General features: G+C 65.3%; 14 protein-coding genes. 3 read left to right on the top strand and 11 right to left on the bottom strand.

Features of this window, described 5'->3' with window-relative positions:
- Positions 1-33: 33 nt before the first annotated feature.
- From llg_RS05010 to llg_RS04965, 10 genes are all read right to left on the bottom strand, one after another.
- Entirely contained in the window at positions 34-951 is a 918-nt protein-coding gene (locus llg_RS05010) for a hypothetical protein (RefSeq protein ID WP_338288455.1), read from the bottom strand.
- A 19-nt stretch (positions 952-970) separates the two neighbouring features.
- Complete coding sequence (locus tag llg_RS05005; protein WP_338288454.1) at positions 971-3,022, bottom strand: hypothetical protein; 2,052 nt, start codon at positions 3,020-3,022, stop codon at positions 971-973.
- An 89-nt stretch (positions 3,023-3,111) separates the two neighbouring features.
- Positions 3,112-3,612 (bottom strand): PA2169 family four-helix-bundle protein, encoded by a 501-nt coding sequence (locus llg_RS05000; protein WP_338288453.1) that lies wholly within the window; start codon positions 3,610-3,612, stop codon positions 3,112-3,114.
- A gap of 5 nt (positions 3,613-3,617) precedes the next feature.
- Entirely contained in the window at positions 3,618-3,758 is a 141-nt protein-coding gene (locus llg_RS04995) for an entericidin A/B family lipoprotein (RefSeq protein WP_338288452.1), read from the bottom strand.
- Between the two features lie 462 nt (positions 3,759-4,220).
- Positions 4,221-5,288 carry an efflux RND transporter periplasmic adaptor subunit gene (locus llg_RS04990; protein WP_338288451.1) on the bottom strand — a complete coding sequence of 356 codons (1,068 nt, stop codon included), beginning with the start codon at positions 5,286-5,288 and terminating at the stop codon, positions 4,221-4,223.
- Between the two features lie 22 nt (positions 5,289-5,310).
- Positions 5,311-8,520 (bottom strand): efflux RND transporter permease subunit, encoded by a 3,210-nt coding sequence (locus llg_RS04985; protein WP_338288450.1) that lies wholly within the window; start codon positions 8,518-8,520, stop codon positions 5,311-5,313.
- 228 nt (positions 8,521-8,748) lie between these two features.
- A complete protein-coding gene (locus llg_RS04980; protein WP_338288449.1) occupies positions 8,749-10,371 on the bottom strand; it encodes a sigma-70 family RNA polymerase sigma factor in 1,623 nt (540 codons plus the stop codon).
- Between the two features lie 281 nt (positions 10,372-10,652).
- Complete coding sequence (locus llg_RS04975) at positions 10,653-11,288, bottom strand: DUF4230 domain-containing protein (protein WP_338288448.1); 636 nt, start codon at positions 11,286-11,288, stop codon at positions 10,653-10,655.
- 118 nt (positions 11,289-11,406) lie between these two features.
- Entirely contained in the window at positions 11,407-11,868 is a 462-nt protein-coding gene (locus tag llg_RS04970; protein ID WP_338288447.1) for a hypothetical protein, read from the bottom strand.
- A gap of 60 nt (positions 11,869-11,928) precedes the next feature.
- A complete protein-coding gene (locus llg_RS04965; protein ID WP_338288446.1) occupies positions 11,929-12,276 on the bottom strand; it encodes a hypothetical protein in 348 nt (115 codons plus the stop codon).
- Between the two features lie 124 nt (positions 12,277-12,400).
- On the opposite strand from llg_RS04965, the gene llg_RS04960 reads away from it, so the two are divergent.
- The 3 genes from llg_RS04960 to miaB all read left to right on the top strand — a co-directional run bounded on the left by llg_RS04960 (position 12,401) and on the right by miaB (position 15,954).
- On the top strand, positions 12,401-12,904 hold the full coding sequence (locus tag llg_RS04960) for a hypothetical protein (protein WP_338288445.1): 504 nt from the start codon (positions 12,401-12,403) through the stop codon (positions 12,902-12,904).
- A gap of 51 nt (positions 12,905-12,955) precedes the next feature.
- The gene (locus llg_RS04955) at positions 12,956-14,395 is read left to right on the top strand and encodes a C39 family peptidase (RefSeq protein WP_338288444.1); all 1,440 of its coding nucleotides are present in this window, start codon (positions 12,956-12,958) and stop codon (positions 14,393-14,395) included.
- A 188-nt stretch (positions 14,396-14,583) separates the two neighbouring features.
- Positions 14,584-15,954 carry a tRNA (N6-isopentenyl adenosine(37)-C2)-methylthiotransferase MiaB gene (gene miaB / locus llg_RS04950; protein ID WP_338288443.1) on the top strand — a complete coding sequence of 457 codons (1,371 nt, stop codon included), beginning with the start codon at positions 14,584-14,586 and terminating at the stop codon, positions 15,952-15,954.
- Positions 15,955-15,972: 18 nt separating this feature from the next.
- On the opposite strand, the gene llg_RS04945 is transcribed toward miaB, so the two are convergent.
- Positions 15,973-19,179 carry a type I restriction endonuclease subunit R gene (locus llg_RS04945; protein WP_338288442.1) on the bottom strand — a complete coding sequence of 1,069 codons (3,207 nt, stop codon included), beginning with the start codon at positions 19,177-19,179 and terminating at the stop codon, positions 15,973-15,975.
- Positions 19,180-19,252: the final 73 nt, after the last annotated feature.

Here is a 19,252-nt window from a genome sequence, read left to right as displayed (position 1 = left end):
GCCGAAAGCAGAGCTTTCAGCTACATCTTCTACTCACGCCTGCGGCTCGCCCTTCTTCTTGTCCTTAAAGAGCAGGTTCAGGTAGTTCACCGCGGCCTGGCCGAGCTCGGACTTCGGATCGGCATCGCGCATCTTCTCCAGCACCGGGCGGACCTTGTCCTTCTTTTCGGGCCAGCGCTGGTAGAGGGCGAAGCGGGCGGCCTGCAGCTCCTGCTTCTGCTTCGCGGACAGGCGCGGGTTGGCGTCCCACTTGTCGAACTCCTTCTCGGCCTCGCCGAACTCCTTCTTCTCCGCCTTGTCCAGTGCCAGGTCGACGAGCTTCTCACCGGAGAACGAGTACTTCGCGATGTAGCCGGACTTGTCCTCCGGATCGGCCTTCTTCATCTCCTCGAACACCGGCTTGTAGATCCCCTTCGGGCCGAGGCCCATGTCCATGCGGTCGAGTCCCTGGCCGAGACGGCCCGCCTTCATCATCCCGCTGGCACCGGCCGCGTCCTTCCAGAAGCCATCGCGCTCGCGGCGGATCGCCAGCAGCTTCTTGGTCGCCGGGATCAGGCCACCCGCGGCCTCGATCTCGGCGGTGCCGGAAAACGAACCCACCAGGCGGCCCTCGCTGTCGTAGACCGCCACGGCCGGCACGCTGCGCACCGCCGAGTTGCCCTTTTCATTGCGCTTCGCCAGCGCCTTGTCGGCTTCGCCCGGGCTTTCCTTGCGGTCGATGTCCATCAGCAGCACGTCCGGACCGATGCCGGAGAGGAAGCGGGGATCGTTCCAGATCTTCGCCGCGGCCTCGCCGGGACGGTTCCAGTCCGAGCCGTGCACGAACACGGCGATGTCGGCTTTCGAGCCCTTCGCCTGTTCGAGCGCGGCGGTGAAATCGGCCACGCGCTGGCCGAAGGCGGTGGTGAGACAGGTGGCCGCGCACAGGCCACCGAGGAGAAAACGGATCATGGTCGGAGGGTGAGTGGGGTTACTGGAGGCGGCGGCCGTAAACGCGGATGCCCGCGAGGTGGAAGAACTCCTCGCGATCGTCATCGCGTTCCGCCTTCACGTATTGGACGCGGGTGGCCTTGCCGGAGAGCGGGATGCGCCACGGGCCCTTCTGATCGGTGGTGCGGAAGACCTCGTGCCAGGTGTTGCCATCCTCGGAGACGGATACCTTCAGCGGCATCTGGCGGCCGCCGTTCTGACCGTAATCGGTGCCGAGGATCACGATCCCGCTCAGGTCGCCGAGTTTGCCGAGCCGCACCACCGCGTTCGGGCGCTTCTGCTTGTCGGTGTGGAACGAACCGCCATCCGCCTCGATCACGCCCCAGTGGTTCTCCGGGTGATCGTATTGGCAGGTGGAGGAAACCTTGAGCAAACCGCCGGAGGAGAGGAGGTCGCCGGGAAAGCCCTCGGCGGTTTGGGGCGCGGACTTGCTGAAGGACCTGCCCGCCTTGCCGAGCGACTGGAAGGCGTCGACGTTGCCCGCTTCTTCCGCGGCGAGGATCGCCGGGCCGAGCGCGCTTTTCAGCCCATCCTGGTTGCCGCCGGAGGCCGCCGAAGCGAACACCCGGCCGAGCACCGCGAAGAACGCGTTGGTCGAGGCCGCGTCGGTGGCGAAACGTTTCTGGCCCCACGCGATCGTCGGCGCGAACCACGACTTCGAGCCGGACTCGATCGACAGCACCTTTTCGAAGAACGCCAGATCCTGCGCCTTGTCGTCGCCCAGCGCCTTGGCCTGGGCATCGAGCGCCTTCTCGTAGTCCCACATCACCGGGCCGTCCTGCTTCGAGATCAGTTCGTGATACTTCAGGAAGAAGGCCATCCGCTTGTCGGCGGGCAGAGCCTTCAGCGCGGCCTCGTCGATTTTCGACAGCACGTCCCAGGCGGCTTCCGGATACCCGGCCAGCGCGGTGGATACCGACTTGCCGATGATTTCCCAGGCCTGAGCGGTGGGTTTGCGGACATCGCGCAGGAACTCGAGCGATTCGCACCACACCGGGTAATTGATCGGCTGAACCTCCAGCGCGGCCTGGTAGGCCAGTTCGGCGAGCGCCGGATTCTTGCCCTTCAGGGCGCGTGCCTGCCAGACGTGGGCCATGCAGCGGTCGTAGGCCGCCTTGTCGCCGAAGATCTTCTCCTGAAGCATGAGCTGCGTCCAGGTGTTGCCCCACAGGCTGATGTGCAGGCCGCGTTGCCACGAAAGGCTATAGGCGGGTTCCCAATCGCCGCGGGCCACGCGCACCGCGTAGGCGCAGTGGCCGGGCTCGCCCATGGTGATGGCGGGCAGGCCGTTCGCCCGCGCCGCGTTCGCGCCGTAGTGGGACAGCGAGCCGCACACGCCGCCGACATCGCGGACGCGCTCGGCGTGGATCACGTTGCTGAAGGGTGCGTAGTAGTTCGCGCCGTGGATCGAATCGCCGAAGAGGTTGTTGAGCTTGTAGGGAGCCTGCCAGCACGCGCCGGTGTATTCCTTCGCGGTGAGCTTCACGTTGTCGCGCAGCCACACCAGCGAGTCATCACCCCACGCGCCGCCGATGTCGGACCAGCCGCCGTTCTGGCCACCGGAAACGACGAAGCGTTTTTCCCAAGTGTCGAGCGTGTCGAACTGCGGGTGCAGTTTCCCGGCGAGGCGGGAATCTCGGTAGAACTTGTAGCGGTCCACCGCCTTGTCCTCCGGCCACTTATCCTTGGCAAACATCAGCGCCACCGCGGCGGCGGTCGTCTGCTCCTGGCGGTTGACCAGTCCCTTCGGATCGGACTTCCAGATCGCGGCCAGGATCCGCAGCGACTTCGCCGGGTTGTCCAGCGGGCCGGACAGCATCAGGTCCGCCATCCGCTCCTTCGAGGCCAGCAGGTCTTGGGCAAACCAGCGGGTGTCGGACGACCCCGTCATCTTCTCCAGTTCCGGGCCGGCGATCCGTTTCAGCTCGGCGACCGCCAGCTCGTATCGACCCTGCGGCGTCGTGGCGGTTGTCTGAAGGGCGGCTTCATTGGCCAGTTCCACCGCGCCGAATGCGGCGGGGGTACAGACCATGACCATCACGGATCGATGCAATGCAGCAGACATAGAGCACAAAAATCGCCCTACGTTCGCTGGTTCCGGGATCTTTCCAATCCCGGATTTCAGCCAGTTACGCTGGCACTTTGCAGCGCCCGCAGCCCGTCGCGGGAACGCCCGATCTCGCGCAGGTGGAAGGAAATCACCGCGGCATCGGCGGGGTAGAGCCCGGCCGGGAAGTCATCGAGGATGTTGCGGTAGCTCTGGATCGCGGTCGCCTCGTGGGCATCCAGCTCGCCCAGGATCGAGTCATCGCTGGAGGGCGAGAAGACGTCGCGGAGTTCGTTCCATGCCCGGTGGACGGCACCGGTCACGGAGCCACCCTCGCGGGCGGAGTCGCCGTGGCGGCGCTGGAGGGTCTGGAGCGCCGCGACGAATCCAGCGCGCTGATGGGAGCGTTCCATCAGCGCGCAGCGGAGCGGATCGGACGTGCACCGTTCGGCGGCCGAGCGGTGGAGATCTTCCCCATCCCGGCAGATCCGGATGAGGTCACCGAGCATCCGGCTGGCCCGGATTTCAGTGGAATCTAAGGGTTTGACGGAAGGCTCGGCGACGGTGGAGTTCATGGACGTCAGCTGTTGGCGGTGCGTTCGATCGCACGGCCCGCCTTGTGCACATCATGGCCGAATCCGGCGATGGTGCCGCAGGAGCTCAGGGCGGCTCCGGCGAGAATGGCGAGGGCGATCTTCAGAAGGGACGGAATCGATTTCATGGAATGGACGGATCGGGGTTTGGCCCCCTCTCCGCTCAACGCCCGGCAGCCTCCGCCGTTTCCGGGTGGGAAATGGCATGCATGAGTGCCAGGTAATTGATGAGACCGGCGTGTTCGTGGGAATGGCCGGCGCGAAGAGGTGTGCGGTTCTTTTTCATGATCGTTCGGGTTGTGCAATCGAGATCGAATCTCTTGGAACAACCATCGCAATCCATGGGCCAAAGGTGACCCTCGTGCCTCAAGCCGCTGAAATCAAATGGCTCGTTTGTAAAAATCGCAGTTTGCACGGGAAGTGACTGAGGCTTCCCGGGTTGCAAAATTCCCTATCGGGGGTGCGTGGTGCATTGGCAATGGCGCCGCAGGCGCAATCAAGGAGCAGGGACATTCCTGTCCCGTTCTTCGCGAAGCGATCCAAAGGCAGGGAAGAGGAAGAACGGGACAGGAATGTCCCTACTCCTTGGGTTATTTCTTCGGCGGCAGCGGCACGGCATTGACCTCATCGCCCTCGCGGATCAGGGCGTTCGGGCTGACGATCACCGGCTGGCCGGTGAGGCCCGCTGAGGTGACTTCCACGGATTCGCCGAGGTTGCGGCCCTGGCCGACCTCCACCAGCTTCACCTTGCCGTCCACCACGGTCGCCACGCTGGCCTTGCCGGCGCGCACGATCAGGGTGTTGGTCGGCACCAGGAAGGTGCCGGGGGCCGGGGCGAGGTCGAAGGTCACGGTGCCGCTCAGGCCGGAGGGCAGCGCGCGGTCGTCGTTTTTCAGCAGCAGCTCGGCGCGCATGGTGCCGGATACGGTCTCGATCGAGCGGCTGGTGCGCGCCACCTTGGCGGTGAACTTCTTGCCCGGCAGCTCGGGGAAGCTGACCTTGCCCTCGGTGCCGGTCTCCAGCCGCAGCGCGAGATCCGGCGGGGCTTGGACGACCACCCGCAGCTCGTTGATGCGGTAGAGCTGGAACAACCACGCGTCCGCGGACGAGGGGTCGCCGTTGACGTGGTCGCCGCGGTCGATCTTGCGGGCGGTGATGGTCGCGTCGAACGGCGCGCGGATGGTCATGAACTTCTGGAGTTCCTGGAGCTTTCCGAGTTCGGCGCGGTAGGCGCGGACCGAGGCGTCCAGTTCCTCGGCGGTGGCGGTCGATTGCTCGGTGGCCTCCTTTGACACGGCCTTCTCCTTGAGCAGGCCTTCCGAGCGGGTGGCCACGGTGCGGGCGACCTTGGCCTTGGCCTCGGCCTGGTCGATCGTGGCCTGGGCGGCCTCGATCTGGCGGGCGATTTCCGGGGCATCGATGGTGGCGAGCACGTCACCGGCCGCCACGCGGTCGCCGATGTCGACCTTGCGCTCATGGATCACGCCGGTGGCGCGGCTGAAGATGGTGGCGGTCTCGGCGGGTTCGGTGCGGGCCGGGACCTCGAAGGCGCGGGGCTGGGTCGCCGGTTTCGGGGTGATCACCTTCACCTCCACCTTGTCGGCGAGGGCCGGGGCGGTGCAGGCGATGACGAGCGGGAGCGGAAGGAAGCGTTTCACGACGGGAAATGGGAAAGGGGGTTCAGGCGGGTTCGGCCGCGGTGGGCTCTTCGGAATCGATGGAATCCTCGTCCTCCACCGGCGGTTTCCAGCGGCGGCGGACGATGGCGAACATGGTCGGCACGACGAACAGCGAGGCGAAGGTGCCGAACACCAGGCCGCCGATCACCGCACGGCCGAGCGGGGCGTTCTGTTCGCCGCCCTCGCCGTGGCCGAGCGCCATCGGGATCACGCCGAGGATCATCGCCAGCGCGGTCATCATCACCGGGCGCAGGCGGGTGGTGGCGGCGTCCATTGCGGCCTCGGCGGCGGTCGCGCCCTCCAGGACCTGGCGGTCGCGGGCGAAGCTGCTGACCAGCACGCTGTTCGCCGTGGAAACCCCCACGACCATGATCACGCCCATCAGCGCGGGCACGCTCAGCGGCGTGCCGGTGAGCCAGAGTGCGGCGACCGCGCCGGAGACGGCCAGTGGCAGGCCGCTGATCGCCACGAACGGCAGCGACCACGACTGGAAATTGATCACCATCACCAGGAACACGAGCACCGCCGCGAGCCCGAGTCCACCGAGCAATTCGGCGTAGGCGGACTGCATCAGCGCGGCCTGGCCGAAGAGGTGGACCTCGTTGCCCGGCTTGTTTTTCAGCTTCGCCCGGATGTCATCGAGGATCTTCTCCAGATCGCGGGTCACGCTGCCGAGGTCGCGGCCCTGCACGTTCGCCACCAACGTCAGCGTCGGCTGGAGGGTGGTGCGGGAAACGCTGGCCGGGGACCGCTGTTCCACCAGCGTGGCGAAACTGCGCAGCAGCACCGGGTTCCCGCCCGCGCTCGGGCGGATCGGCAGGTTGAGAAGCTGCTCGGTGGATTTCAGCTCGGAAGGTTGGGCGAGCACCTGCACGTCGTAGGACGCGCCCTTCTCCGGGTCCGCCCAAAAGCTCGGCGACACTGTGCCACCGCTGCCGAGCGCCGCCAGCAACGCATTGGCCGCGTCCTGCTGGGTCACGCCGAGGTAGGCGGCGCGGGCGCGGTCGACGCGGATGACGTAGCCGGGCTGGTCCAGCACCTCGCGCAGGGTGATGTCCACCGCACCGGGAACTTGCTTGAAGCGCTCCTTGAGCTCCTTTGCCAGCGCCAGGTTGCCGGGGACATCGCGGCCGGTGAAGCGCACCTCGAAGGTGGTGGGCGAGCCGGACGCCAGCGTCTGGCTGGTGGCGTCCGCCGGGCGGAAGAACGACTGCACCTGCGGGAACTTTTTCGTCAGCATGTCGCGGATCGCGACTTCATAGCCCAGCGTCGGATGGTGGTGGTCCGCGAGCTGGACGAGGATCTCACCGTCCGACGAGCTGTTCGACGTGCTTTCCACCCACGCCAGGTTCACCGAGTTGGGCGCGCCGATGTTTTCGACCACGAACGAAAGCTCGTCCTTCGGGATGATGGTGCGGATCTCGCGCTGGATCTCCGCCATCACAGCACCGGTGTCCTCCACCCGGCCGCCGGGGGGAACGCGGATGAACAACCGCAGCAGGCCCGCGTCCGTCTTCGGGAAGAACTCGCGTCCGGCGTGGGTGCCCGCGAACACCCCGATCGCCACCGCGATCAGGATCGGCACCAGCACCAGCCAGCGGTGGCGCAGCACGTAGCCGAGGATGCCGCCCTGGACTTCGGACAGGCGGTCGACGCCGTGCTCGATGCCGTGGTGGATGCGGAACAGGCCGAAGCGCGGCTTCGCCTTCGCCAGCTCGCGCTCCTTCCGCACCTCGGCGGGCAGCATCAGCGAGGCCAGCGTGGGCACCAGCGTGCGGGAAAGCAGGTAGCTCGCCAGCATCGAGAAGACCACCGCCAGCGCCAGCGGGCGGAAGACGTAGGAGGCCGTGCCGCTGAGCAGGAAGATCGGCAGGAACACGATGCAGATGCTCAGCGTCGACACGAACTCGGGGAAGGCCACCTGCCGCGCACCATCGATGATCGCCTGCCGCACGCCCTTCCCGAGCGCGATCTGGCGCTTGATGTTCTCGATCTCCACCAGCGCGTTGTCGACCAGGATGCCGATCGCCAGCGACAGGCCGCCGAGCGTCATCAGGTTGAACGTCGCGCCGACCAGATACAGGCCCATGATCGAGCACAGCAGCGCCAGCGGGATCGAGGTCAGCACGATCAGCGTGGAGCGCCAGGAGCCGAGGAACAGCAGCACCACCAGCGCCACCAGGCCACCCACCAGCAGGATCTCCTTCAGCACGCCATCGACCGCCGCCTTCACGAACACGGATTGGTCGAAGATCGGCTCGATGGTCATGCCCGGAGGAGCCTCCTTCCGGATCTCATCCATGCGGGAGAGGATGCCATTGACCACGTCCACGGTGGACGCGCTGCCGAGTTTCAGCACCGAGACCATCACCGCGTTCTGGCCGTTGAGGCGCGCCGGATTGGTCGAGACCGCCTCGCCGTCGCGCACGTTCGCCACGTCGCGCAGCAGGATCATCTTGCCGTTCACCGAGCGGATCGGCAGGTCCAGGAAGGCCTGCACCGTTTCCGGGCTGGCATTCATCGTGACCGGCAGCTCGCGCTCGCCCTCGCGCAGCAGGCCGGAGGGTAGGGTCAGGTTCTGGGTGCCGATGGCGCGGCTGACATCCGCGGCGGACAGCCCGAAGGCATTCAGCGCGTCCGGATCGAGGTCCACCATGACCTGGCGGGCGGCACCACCGTAGGGCAGGGAGAGGCGCAGGCCCGGGATGCTCTGGATCTTCGCCCGCAGCGCCAGGCGCGAGTAGTCGAAGAGCTGGCCGCCGGTCATCGTGTCCGAGGAAATGACGAGCTGCACGATCGGCACGCTCGACGGGCTGGTGCGGATGATCAGCGGCGGAGTGGTGCCGGTGGGCATGCGCCGCAGGATCGTCTGGGACACCGCCGTCACCTGGGACAGCGCGGTGTTGATGTCCGCATACGGCTGGAACCGCATCTTCACCAGCGCGACCCCGTTCGAGGTTTCCGAACGGACCTCCACCAGGTCATCGACGTTGTTGAGCGTGGCGATCTCCGAGAACGAGGTGATCTTCGACGCCATCTCGGTGGCGTTCAGGCCGCCGTAGTTCCAGACCAGCGTGATCTCCGGAGTTTCCACCCGCGGCAGGATGTCGGTGGACATTTTCCGGGAGGACATCACCCCGAAGAGAAGGACCAGGATGGCGAAGACTCCGATGGTGTACTTGTAACGGAGGGCGAAAAGGACGATCCACATGGCAGGAGGGCCGCGACGTCGCCGTCGCGGAAGGGGATTCTCAGAGCGAAGACGGCGTCAGCGAAGCCGCTCTTTCCCGAATGTCCACAGGAGAAATCCGCGTGGTGCAAATTGCCCTGTTAGGAGCCGATTTGCCTACGCGATTCCCCGTATGCTCCCCGTCCGGCCATGATTTCGGGTCATGTCGGGAGGGTGGCGGGCGGTTTCCTGCTCACCGCCCGGCGGCATTCACTTCAGGTCCTTGGGCAGCGATCTTGCTCCTTCGATCATCTTCTTCATGCCTTCCATCATCGCCTTGGAGGAGGTCAGGGTCTGGTCGAGCTTCTCCAGCTCCATCGCTGGAAAGGTCTCGCGGAGGTTTTCTTCGTCGTCCTGCCCGGGCTCCTCGCCGGGTTGGGCGGCAGGCTGGGCGGCGACGATTTCTTGGAACGAAGCCGCCTGTGCGGGATCGAGCAGCTTTTCGAAACCGGCGCGCGTTTCGGCATCGTGGATCAGCGGGGCGCTATCGGGCATGCCGCCGGGATTCACTCCGGCCAGCGAGCCGCCGGCGGAGGCTTTGAGGGCCTCCGTGGCCTCGCGGGCCTTGGCCAGGTATTCCTCCTGCGGGATCTGCTTGCGGGCGGCGGCATCGCCGGCCAGCACCAGCTCGACCAGCGGGCGCGGCTCCTTCCGCAGCGCGGCGGAAAGCTTGCGCAGCTCCTCCATGTGCCGTTTCTGGTTCTCGGACACGAGCTTGGCGGCGGCGGTCCTCTGGGCGTCGGTGAGGTTCAGTTTTTCCGGCAGGTCACCGAGGTCGCTGAAGCCGCCCTGTTTCATCCCGGCCATCATGCCCAGTTCGTCGGCGGATTCGCCCATCAACAGGATCTCGTCGAGCAGGCCGAGGAAGCCGTCGACCACGTGGCGGGAGAGATTGGTACGGGATTCACCGTATTTCTGGGCCAGGTCCGGCCACATCTCGGACGGCGGACGGCCGCGCGGAATCCGGGAGGAAACGGCGGTGTCCTTCGAATCGGCCGCTCCATACGCGCGCCCATCCGTGCCCACGGCGAGCGGGGCGACGTCGTCGGCCTTCGATCCCGCCGTCTGGTGAAGCACGGCGTAGGTTCCGGCGCCGAGTAGCACCACGGCGGAGCCAGCCAGGATGGCGGTCTTTTTCGTCATGAGGAAAAGGGTGGTGAGGGAGCCGAGCGGGGCGGTGGCGGCGGCCGCGGCGAGGGCCTTGGTGCCGAGCATCGGGGCCAGCGCCACCCCGGCCTTGGCATCCCCGGCCAGGCCGATGAGCCCGGCGGTGATGGCGGTGGCGGTGAGCGTGCACCCGCGGGCGGAAAGCCGACCGCGCAGGCGCTCGGTGGCGCGGGACAGGCGTTTTTGAGCGGCTTCCACGGTGAGCCCCAGCACCCCGGCGACCTCCTTCACGCTCAGGGCGCGGTAGTAACGCAGCAGCAGCGCCTCGCGGTCCGGGGTGGAAAGCGCGGCCATCGCCTGGTCCAGCTCCGGTTGCATGTGGGCCCAGGCCTCGTCTCCCCCGGCTTCCGGTTGGGCTCCGAGCAGGTGGCGTTTGCGGGTCTCACGCATCTGGCGTCGTTCGAGGTTGCGGGATTGATGGACGGCGGTGACGTGCAGCCAGCCGGCGAGGGAGGTGCGCCCGGTCAAGGCGGCGGCCTTCCGGGCGAGGAGGATGAACGTGGCCTGGGCGGCCTCCGCGGCGATCGTCTCGTCCCCGCTGCGGCGTTTCGCCGCGTGGTGGACGAGTCCGGCGTACCGCTCCACCAGCGCGCGGAACGACCGCTCGCAATGGTCGCGGGACCAGCGGATGAGCAGCGTCGGATCGTCGGGCCCGGATTCGTTCATGCGTTTCCCTTCCATGTGCATCTTCCCGCAAAAGCGGACAGGGCAGACTGGATTTTTTCCCCTGGGGGACGATTGAGCCCCCTCTGAAAAATAACCTTCGTTCGGTAGGGGGGCTTTATTTGGACAGGATTAACAAAATTTCCAGAATTCACAAAATGAAGAGAGACGGTCTGACTCTCCGTTTTGAAGGCGCCTTGAAGGTGTCCGTGAATTCTGAAAATTTTGTTAATTCTGTCTGAATCGGCTCAAGATTCTCCGAGAGTTATTTTCCCAACAGAAGCTCAGGGCGTCCGCGGCTCGATTTTCACCGAATCGGTGCCAAGCAGGTCGCGCAGGCGCGTTTTCAGGGTGGACTCGGCGGTTTCGAGGATGCCGCTCTTCTCGGCTTCCAGCCGCATCTGTTCGCGGAGCTCCCGCAGCACCGCGGCGCGGTCGATGGGCGTGACCTTGTTCAACCAGCCGTTCTCCTCGCTGAGGACGTCGAAATCGATCAACTCCACCGACAGGATCTCGGCGCGCGGGAAGCTCGCCACCGGCCCGCCCTTGTCCATGCGCAGCGAAATGCCGGGCTTCAGCTTGTAGCCGGCCTTCACCCGGTAGTGGCCGCGCAGGATCACCTTCTTGGTGCCCAGCGGCAGGTACTTCATCATGAAGTCCTCTTTCTCGAACGAGCGGGTGGCGCTCATCCGCATCTCCAGCAGCGAAAGCTCGGTGATCTCCGAGGTTTCCGCGATCTCGGCGCGGCCCTCCACGATGCGGGTGTTCGAGTTCGTCACGGCGGCCAGCACCCGGTCCAGGCTGTGTTCCAAGGTGGCGCGGGTCCCCGCGGCGGCCCGCTCGAACGGCCGCAGCACCAGCAGGTAAAGCGCCGCGGTCAGCAGCGCCGCGATTCCAAGCCAGCGCAAGGTGCGCCACATTTCCACCCGATGAGGCATTGCCGCGAACATGCCGCGTGCGAGGCGATCCGCAAACTACAATCCGGCTCCGTCATTCCATCCGTGGTTCCATTTCTTCTGAACCAGACACCGGAACACCTCACGTCCCCGCCGCCGCGCTGTCGGCGGCGCGTTTCCATAGCAGCGCCGTCATCCAGAAGGCGAAACAGGAGGTGGTGAAGTCGAGCCCGTGGTCCTCGATGCTCGCCCGGCGGGTGAAGGCGTGGTCCGGCGCGATCACGGCGGAGCCGCGCGGAGTCTCGAACCGCATCGCCCGCCGGAATGCGGAATCCGCTTTCAGTGTGAATGGCCCCGCAGGACTCTCACCCTCGACCGTGCGGGTGAACGCGCTGGTTTTCCGGGCCGTCGCGATCACCCGGCCGGATTCGTCGGTGGCCACCCAGGTGCCGCTGAAGGCACCTTGGCGCTCGATCTCGATCGTGCGTCCGGCCAGTTCGATGGTCCCGGATTCCCACCCGCCGAGGCGGGTGGTGGCGGATTGGCCTTCGCCCTCCAGTGAAAATCCCCAGGAGCAGACGCTCAGCGGAAGACAGCGGATCATGGCCCGATGGTTGGCAGGAATCGCCCCATCCGGCCATTCCACATCCGGGCGATGATTCCATCAGTGGTGGTCCGGCTTGGTCAGGGAAACCACGATCATGCCCACCAGCACCAGCGTGGCCAGGATGCCCATCACCAGCCCGAAGATGGCGCGGCCCATGCCATATTTCGGCGCGCCGGCCGCCTTGCTGCGCTGGATGTCCCGGATCGCGAGCAGGGCCAGGATCAGCGCGATCGGGCCCGGCAGGATGATGAAGGAAAACAGCCCGGCATACCCGGCGGCGATCGCCCACAGGGAGCGCCCGACCGGCATCAGCAGCCGCATGCCCGCGTCATCGCCCATCCGGGCCGGTGCCTGGGTCGGCATGGGAGGCGGAGCGGCGGGGGCCCGGTAGGGGTCGTTCGACATGGGCGGCATCCCACCAGACGCCCCGGGGCCGGGCAAGCCCGTGGGAGCGCATCCGGCCCGGCCGTTTTTCCGCCCTTGCCACCGGCAGACCGGCTGTCTTGACTGCCGGACCGAATTTCCCGCCGTGAAATCCCACGAACTTTACACCGCCGTCGATCCCGCCCTCGTCACCCAGATGCTGGACTGGTTCCGTGCCAACGACCGCAACGTCTATCGTTCCGCCGTCGCCACCCTGGCCCAGAACCGCAAGCTGCGCCCGGTCTTCGTCGAGAAGAAGTCCCTGCCCGAGCAGTATGCTTGGATCGCCAAGACGCTCCAGATCAAGGCCTGCGACACCATCGGCGAACACCTCCTCCAGGCCTGGCTGATGGCCGGAAACCAGGGCCTGCTCGCCGCCTTCTGCGATGGCATGGGCATCCCGCACGACGGCAAGGGCTCCGTGGTGGGCGACCTGCCGAAGAAGATCGACGCCGAGCGCCTCAATGGCTCTGTCGACCGCCTGATCGAAGGCGGCTTCGACCCGAAGCTGGTGGCCCTCTACCTCCACTGCTTCAACATGCAGAACCCCGGCGGCTGGCCGGAACTCACCGCGAAGCTGGCGGACGATTCCCGTCTCGCCCTCGCGTAAATTCCGGCACGACGGGTTGCATCCCCGCCGGAAACCGTTTTGGTTGGCGGGATGCGACTCCGTTCATGGTCGGTTTGTGCCCTTTCGATTCTCACGATTTCCCCCGCCGGGGCCGCGGTCGGTGACTGGCGGCCCCTCGGCGATGGCAAGGGCGAGAAGATCGAGGTCCGCTTCGAAGGCAAGGCGGACGGCGTTTACCTGCTGCGCCGCCGGGCCGATGGGAAGCTGTTCGAGGTGAAGCCGGATTTCCTGCTGCCCGCCGACCAGAAGGCCTTCGACGAGGCCGCGGGCGTCCTCGAGCAGGAGATTTCCAAGATCAATGGCACCGCCGGCCACAAGGTCTTCAGCGGCGCACCGTTCGAGGCCCGCCAGGCCGGCGAGATCGCCAACGCGCTGTCGCTGCGCCAGGAATCCGCCACCAACGACAGCAAGAGCTGGCGGCTCTACGCGCGGGAGGATTACCGCTTGTTCGATGCCCGGCCGTATTCGGTGGCGCTCTATGCGGATGGCGAGGGCCACGCGACCAGCCTCTCGATCGTCTTCGCGAACAAGGGCGACTTCGGCAGCAAGGCGGGCACCGGCCAGGACCATTTCCAGGGCGGCACCGACGCCACCGCCAACACGCTGGAGGCGGCGATGAAGAAGGACGAGGCCGCGATCGAGAAATCCATTTCCACCGCCCTCGGCGCGCCGGTCACCCAGCGCTTCGGCGAGGGCAAGACCCGCCGCCAGATCAAGCGCTGGGACTGGAACGGCCAGTCGCTGCTGCTGTCCTCGGAGGACGGCGAATACGTGTCGCTGCAGGTCGTGCCGCTGGAGTTCGCCGCCGCGGGCGGGAAAACCGGCATGACCAAGGGCGAGATCGTTCGCAGGCACCGCAAGGAAAGCGTGGTCCGTGATCCGAACGGCGACGTCTATGTCACCCAGATCCCGATGGTCGACCAAGGGCCGAAGGGCTACTGCGTGCCTGCCACCTTTGAGCGCGCGCTGCGCACCATGGGCATCGATGCCGACATGTACCTCCTCGCCATGGTCGGCGAAACCGCCGCCGGCGGGGGCACCTCGGTGGAGAAGCTCCTCGAGAACGTCCGCCGCTCCGTCTATAGCAAGGGCCGCCGCACCAAGGACGAGCCGGTGAAGGAACTCCGCATCCGCGATGTGAAGCGCTACCTCGACGAGGGAGTGCCGGTGATGTGGACGATGAAGGCGGTGGAGGACTACGCGAAGGCCGCCAACGACAACACCTCCGCCCGCAAAGGGGTGAGCGATTGGGCCGCCTACGCCACCGGGATCGCCGCGAAGGCCGCCGAGATCGCGAAAAAGCCGAAGCCGGACACCAACCACCACATCTGCATGATCATCGGCTACAACGAGAAGACCGATGAACTGGCGGTGAGCGACTCCTGGGGCCCCAGCTTCGAGCGCCGCTGGGTGCCCGTGAAGGTTGCGAACTGGGCCAGCAGCGGCGGCCTCTTCATGATCCTCCCCTAGCCGGAAGCCTGGCTGGGAGCAGGGACATTCTTGTCCCGTTCTTCTTATTAGAAACGGGACAGGAATGTTTGCCTCCGGCTATGTCCGCTGCGCTCCCATTCTACTCCCAGTTTTCTAACCCCCGTTTTTGCGAATTGATCGCCCGCGGCGGCCCGGCTAGCGTCCGCGCCCCAGCCCCTTCCCACGCGATGCCAAAGGTCCACATCCGCACGTACGGTTGCCAGATGAACGAGCGCGACTCGGAACAAGTCGCGCGCATGTTCACCGAGGGCGGCTACACCGTCACCGCCGAGGAGGCGGACGCCGACGCCATCCTCATCAACACCTGCTCGGTCCGCGACCAGGCGGAACAGAAGGCGCTCGGCAAGATGGGCCTGATGGGCGCGCACCGCCGCAAGAAGCCCCACGTCGTCTACGGCTTCATGGGCTGCATGGCCCAGTCCCGCGGCGAGGAACTGTTCGAGCGCGTGCCGCACCTCGATGTCGTCGTCGGTACCCAGAAGTACCACAAGGTCTTCGAATACGTGGACACCATCCTCCAGCGCCGCCTGGAGACCCGCATGGACGATCCCGCGTGGTCGCTCATCGGCACCAATGTCTGCGACACCGCCGAGGAAGAGGGCTCCCAGAACGCCATCCGCGACCACATCCCGAAGGACCTCCAGGCCACCGCCTTCGTCTCCATCATGCAGGGCTGCAACATGCGCTGCTCCTTCTGCATCGTCCCGGACACCCGCGGCAAGGAACGCGGCCGCCCGATCCAGGACATCGTGGAGGAAGTGAAACGCCTCGCCGACCGCGGCGTGCGCGAGATCACCCTGCTCGGCCAGATCGTGAACCTCTACGGCCGCACCGAGTTCCCGAAGGTCGAGGGCAAGAGCCCGTTCGTGCAGCTCCTCGAGGCCGTCCACGACGTCCGCGGCATCGAGCGCATCCGCTTCACCTCGCCGCACCCGATCGGCTACCGCGATGACCTCGTCGCCGCCTTCACCTACCTGCCGAAGCTCTGTTCGCACATCCACTTCCCGATGCAGAGCGGCTCCGACCGCATCCTGAAGCTGATGCGCCGGCCGTACAAGAACGAGAAGTTCGTAGAGATCTGCGAGAAGATGAAGGCCGCCCGCCCGGGCATCGCCATCACCACCGACATCATCGTCGGCTTCCCCGGCGAGACCGAGGAGGACTTCCAGGCCACGGTCGATACCGTGAAGCGCCTCGAATTCGACAATGCCTTCGTCTTCCGCTACTCGAAGCGCAAGGACACCCCGGCCGCCCTCATGGACGGCCAGCTTGAGGAAAGCGTGAAGGAGCGCCGGAACCAGGAGCTGCTCGCCGTGGTGGACAGCTTCGCCCGCGCCAAGCACGAGGCCCTCGTCGGCACCGTCCAGCAGGTCCTCTGTGAAGGCGTCTCGAAGCACAACAAGGAGCGCCTCCACGGCCGCACTCCGCAGAACAAGATCCTCATCTTCGAAGGCGACCCCCACAAGCTCACCGGCCAGATCCTCGACATCCAGGTCGAGGAAAGCACGGGGTTCACGCTGTATGGGAGCGTGATTTGAGCAACCGGGTCTCGTCTCTCAGTTGCCCGTCCAATCATCCGCCAGTGCCTCGGCCTGTTTCAGAACAAGCGCAATCGCCTCCTCACACCCCTCCGGCGGATATTTGTATTTCCTCAGCAGCTGCCTGATGAGAATCCGCATCTTCGCCCGCACGCTGTCCCGGAACTGCCAGTCCACCGTCGTACTGTTTCGCAGCTTCTCCGTCAGCTCGCTCGCCAGCTTCTTTAAAGTCGCATCGCCCATGCTCAGCAGCACCTCCGGACGATCCGCCAGCGCATCGTAAAACGCCTCCTCATCGGGATTCAGGCCCAGCTCCTCGTGGCGCAGCATCGCCTCCTGCATGTCCTTCGCCATCTGGATCATCTCCTCGATCACCTGCGAGCTTTCGATCATCCGGTTGTGATACTTCCGCAGCGCCTCGATCAGGCGGTCGCTGTACTTCTTTTCCTGCACCAGGTTCGTCCGCGTCTGCGCCTTGATCTTTCCTTGCAACAAACGCTCCAACAACTCCACCGCCAGGTTCTTCTTCTCCATCCGCCGCACGTCTTCCAGGAAGGCGTCGGATAGCAGCCCGATGTTCGGCCGCTCCAGTCCGGCCATCTTGAAAATATCCTGCACATCCTCCGCCTTCACCGCGTTGTCGAGGATCTGCTTCAGCGCGCTGTGCTTCTGCTCCGCGCTGCGCTTCTTGTCCACGCCATCGAATTTCCGCAGCACCGCGCTGATCGCGGACAGAAACGCCAGTTCCTTCTTGAGCTCCTTCGCCCCGTCCAGCGTCGAGCACAACGAATACGCCACGTTCGCCGCCGCCATTGCATCGAGGAACCGCTTCTTGCCGTTGATCTCGTTCTTGTCGCCCAGGCCGAGGATATGGTTCGCCGCCGCCGGGAGAAGGGCCAGCACCTCCGCCGGTGTCCCTTCGAACTTGCTGTAGTCGAAGCCATGGAAAAGCCCGCGCAGCACATCCAGCTTTTCCAACAGGACTTCCAGCGCCTTCTCCGCCTTCAAGGTCGGCGTCCCCTTGCCCTTCGCATCCGTGTAGGTCTTCAGCGCGTTCTTCAGCTCCGCCGCGATCCCGATGTAGTCCACCACCAGCCCGCCTTCCTTGCCCGCGAACACCCGGTTCACCCGCGCGATCGCCTGCATCAGGTTGTGGCCCGCCATTGGCTTGTCCACATACATCGTGTGGCAGCACGGCGCGTCAAATCCAGTCAGCCACATGTCCCGCACGATCACCAGCTTCAGCGGATCCTTCGCATCCTTGAACCGCTTCGCCAGCCGTTTCTTCTGGCCCTTGCTATACACATGATCCTGCAAGCCCGGCCGATCCGATGCCGTGCCCGTCATCACGATCCGGATCGCGCCGTCCTCCGGGTTCCAGCCGATATCCTTGCCGTCCTTCGTCAGCTTCGTGCCCGCCCACTCCGGGCGCAGCCGGGTGATCTCATCGAAGAGGCTCACGCAAATGTCCCGGCTCATCGCCACCACCATCGCCTTGCCTTCCAGCACGCTCGTCCGCGTCTCGTAGTGCTCCACCAGATCCGCGGCGATCTCCTCCACGCGTTCCTTCGCGCCCACCAGCTTCGCCAGCTCCGCCCACTTGCCCTTGGTGCTTTCCCTCGCGGAAACATCCTCCTCGTCCTCGATCACCTCCTCCACATCCTGGTTCAGCCGGTCGATCTCCTCGCGGTTGATGTCCAGCTTCGCCAGACGGCTTTCGTAATAGATCGGCACCGTCGCCTTGTCCTCCTTCGCGTCCTCGATGTCGTAGATCGACACATAACCGCCGAAGGTCTCTTGCGTGTTCGCATCCGCCTTCTCGATCGGCGTACCGGTGAAGCCGATGAACGACGCACCCGGCAGCGCATCCCGCATGTGCTTCGCATAGCCGTAAACGTACTTCCCCGTCTTGGTGTCCAGCCGGCCCTTCGTCCCGTATTGCGAGCGATGAGCCTCATCCGAGATCACCACCACGTTCGTCCGCTCGCACAGCACCGGATGATCATCCTCCGCGCCCTCCAGAGAAAACTTCTGGATCGTCGTGAAAATGATCCCGCCGGACTTCCGGGACGCCAGCATCTCGCGGAGCTGCTCGCGGCTCTCCGCCTGCTCCGGCGTCTGCTTCAGCAGATCCTTCGCGCTGCAGAACTGTTGGTAGAGCTGGCCATCCAGATCATTGCGATCCGTCACCACCACCAGCGTCGGATTGTTCATCTCCGGTTGTTGCAGCAGCTTCCCGGCGTAGCAGCACATCGAGATGCTCTTGCCGCTGCCTTGCGTGTGCCAGAAGACGCCCGCCTTCTTCGATCCCGGTACCACTTCCTTGCCATAGGCCGCCCGGTCCTCCTTCGCTTTCGTGCCATCCTCTCCCGCCGCGGCGATCAAGGTCACCCGCACCGCCTCCCGCACCCCGTGGAACTGGTGATAGCCCGCGATCTTCTTGATCAGCCCGTCCCCGTCCTGCTCGAAGAGGATGAAATACCGCACGTAGTCCAGAAACAGATCCGGCCGGAAAAACCCGCGGACCACCTTTTCCAGTTCGAATTCCACGTGCGGCTTGTCGTTCTCGTTGGAGATCGTCCGCCACGGCATGAACCACTCCTTGCTCGCCGTCAGCGATCCGACCCGGGCGTTCATCCCGTCGCTCACCACCAGCGCCTCGTTGAACACCAGCAGATCCGAAATCTCCGCCTGATAGGTCTGGAGTTGGTCGAATGCCTTCCACACGTCCGCCTGCTGGTCCGCCGGATTCTTCAGCTCGATCAGGCCGAGCGGCAGCCCGTTCACGAAGCACACCAGATCCGGCCGCCGCGGCTTCTTCGTCCCCGTGATCGTGAACTGGTTCACCACCAGGAAATCATTCGCCTTCGCCCGGGTGAAATCGACCAACTGCGCATGATCCGCCTCCTTCTCCCCCTGCGCGTTGGTGAACTCCACCAGCACCCCGTCCATCAGATAGCGGTGGAAGGCCCGGTTGTTCTGCACCAGCGATGGATGCTCCGGCTTCGTCACCACATGCACCACCTCCTCCACCGCGGATTCCGGCAGCTTCGGGTTCAAGCGCCGCACCGCCTCCGCCAAGCGCCCCTTCAAGACCACCGCCCGGAAATCCTCCCGCTCCGCCGCCACGCCTTCCGGCGCGATCACCGCTCCATGGACGTAATTCCAGCCCGTGTCTTGGAACCACTGGATCGCGAGCTGTTCGAGTTGGTCTTCGGTGATCATTCTATGCGAGATGCGGTCTTGACTAAGCGGCGTGGAAAAGTTCCAGTGTGTCTGCGGTGTCTCGATCAGTCCA

The organism is Luteolibacter sp. LG18, from assembly GCF_036322585.1.
GTDB lineage: Bacteria > Verrucomicrobiota > Verrucomicrobiia > Verrucomicrobiales > Akkermansiaceae > Luteolibacter.
The sequence above is the reverse complement of the archived record's forward strand: the minus strand, read 5'-3'. Positions and strand labels throughout refer to the sequence as shown.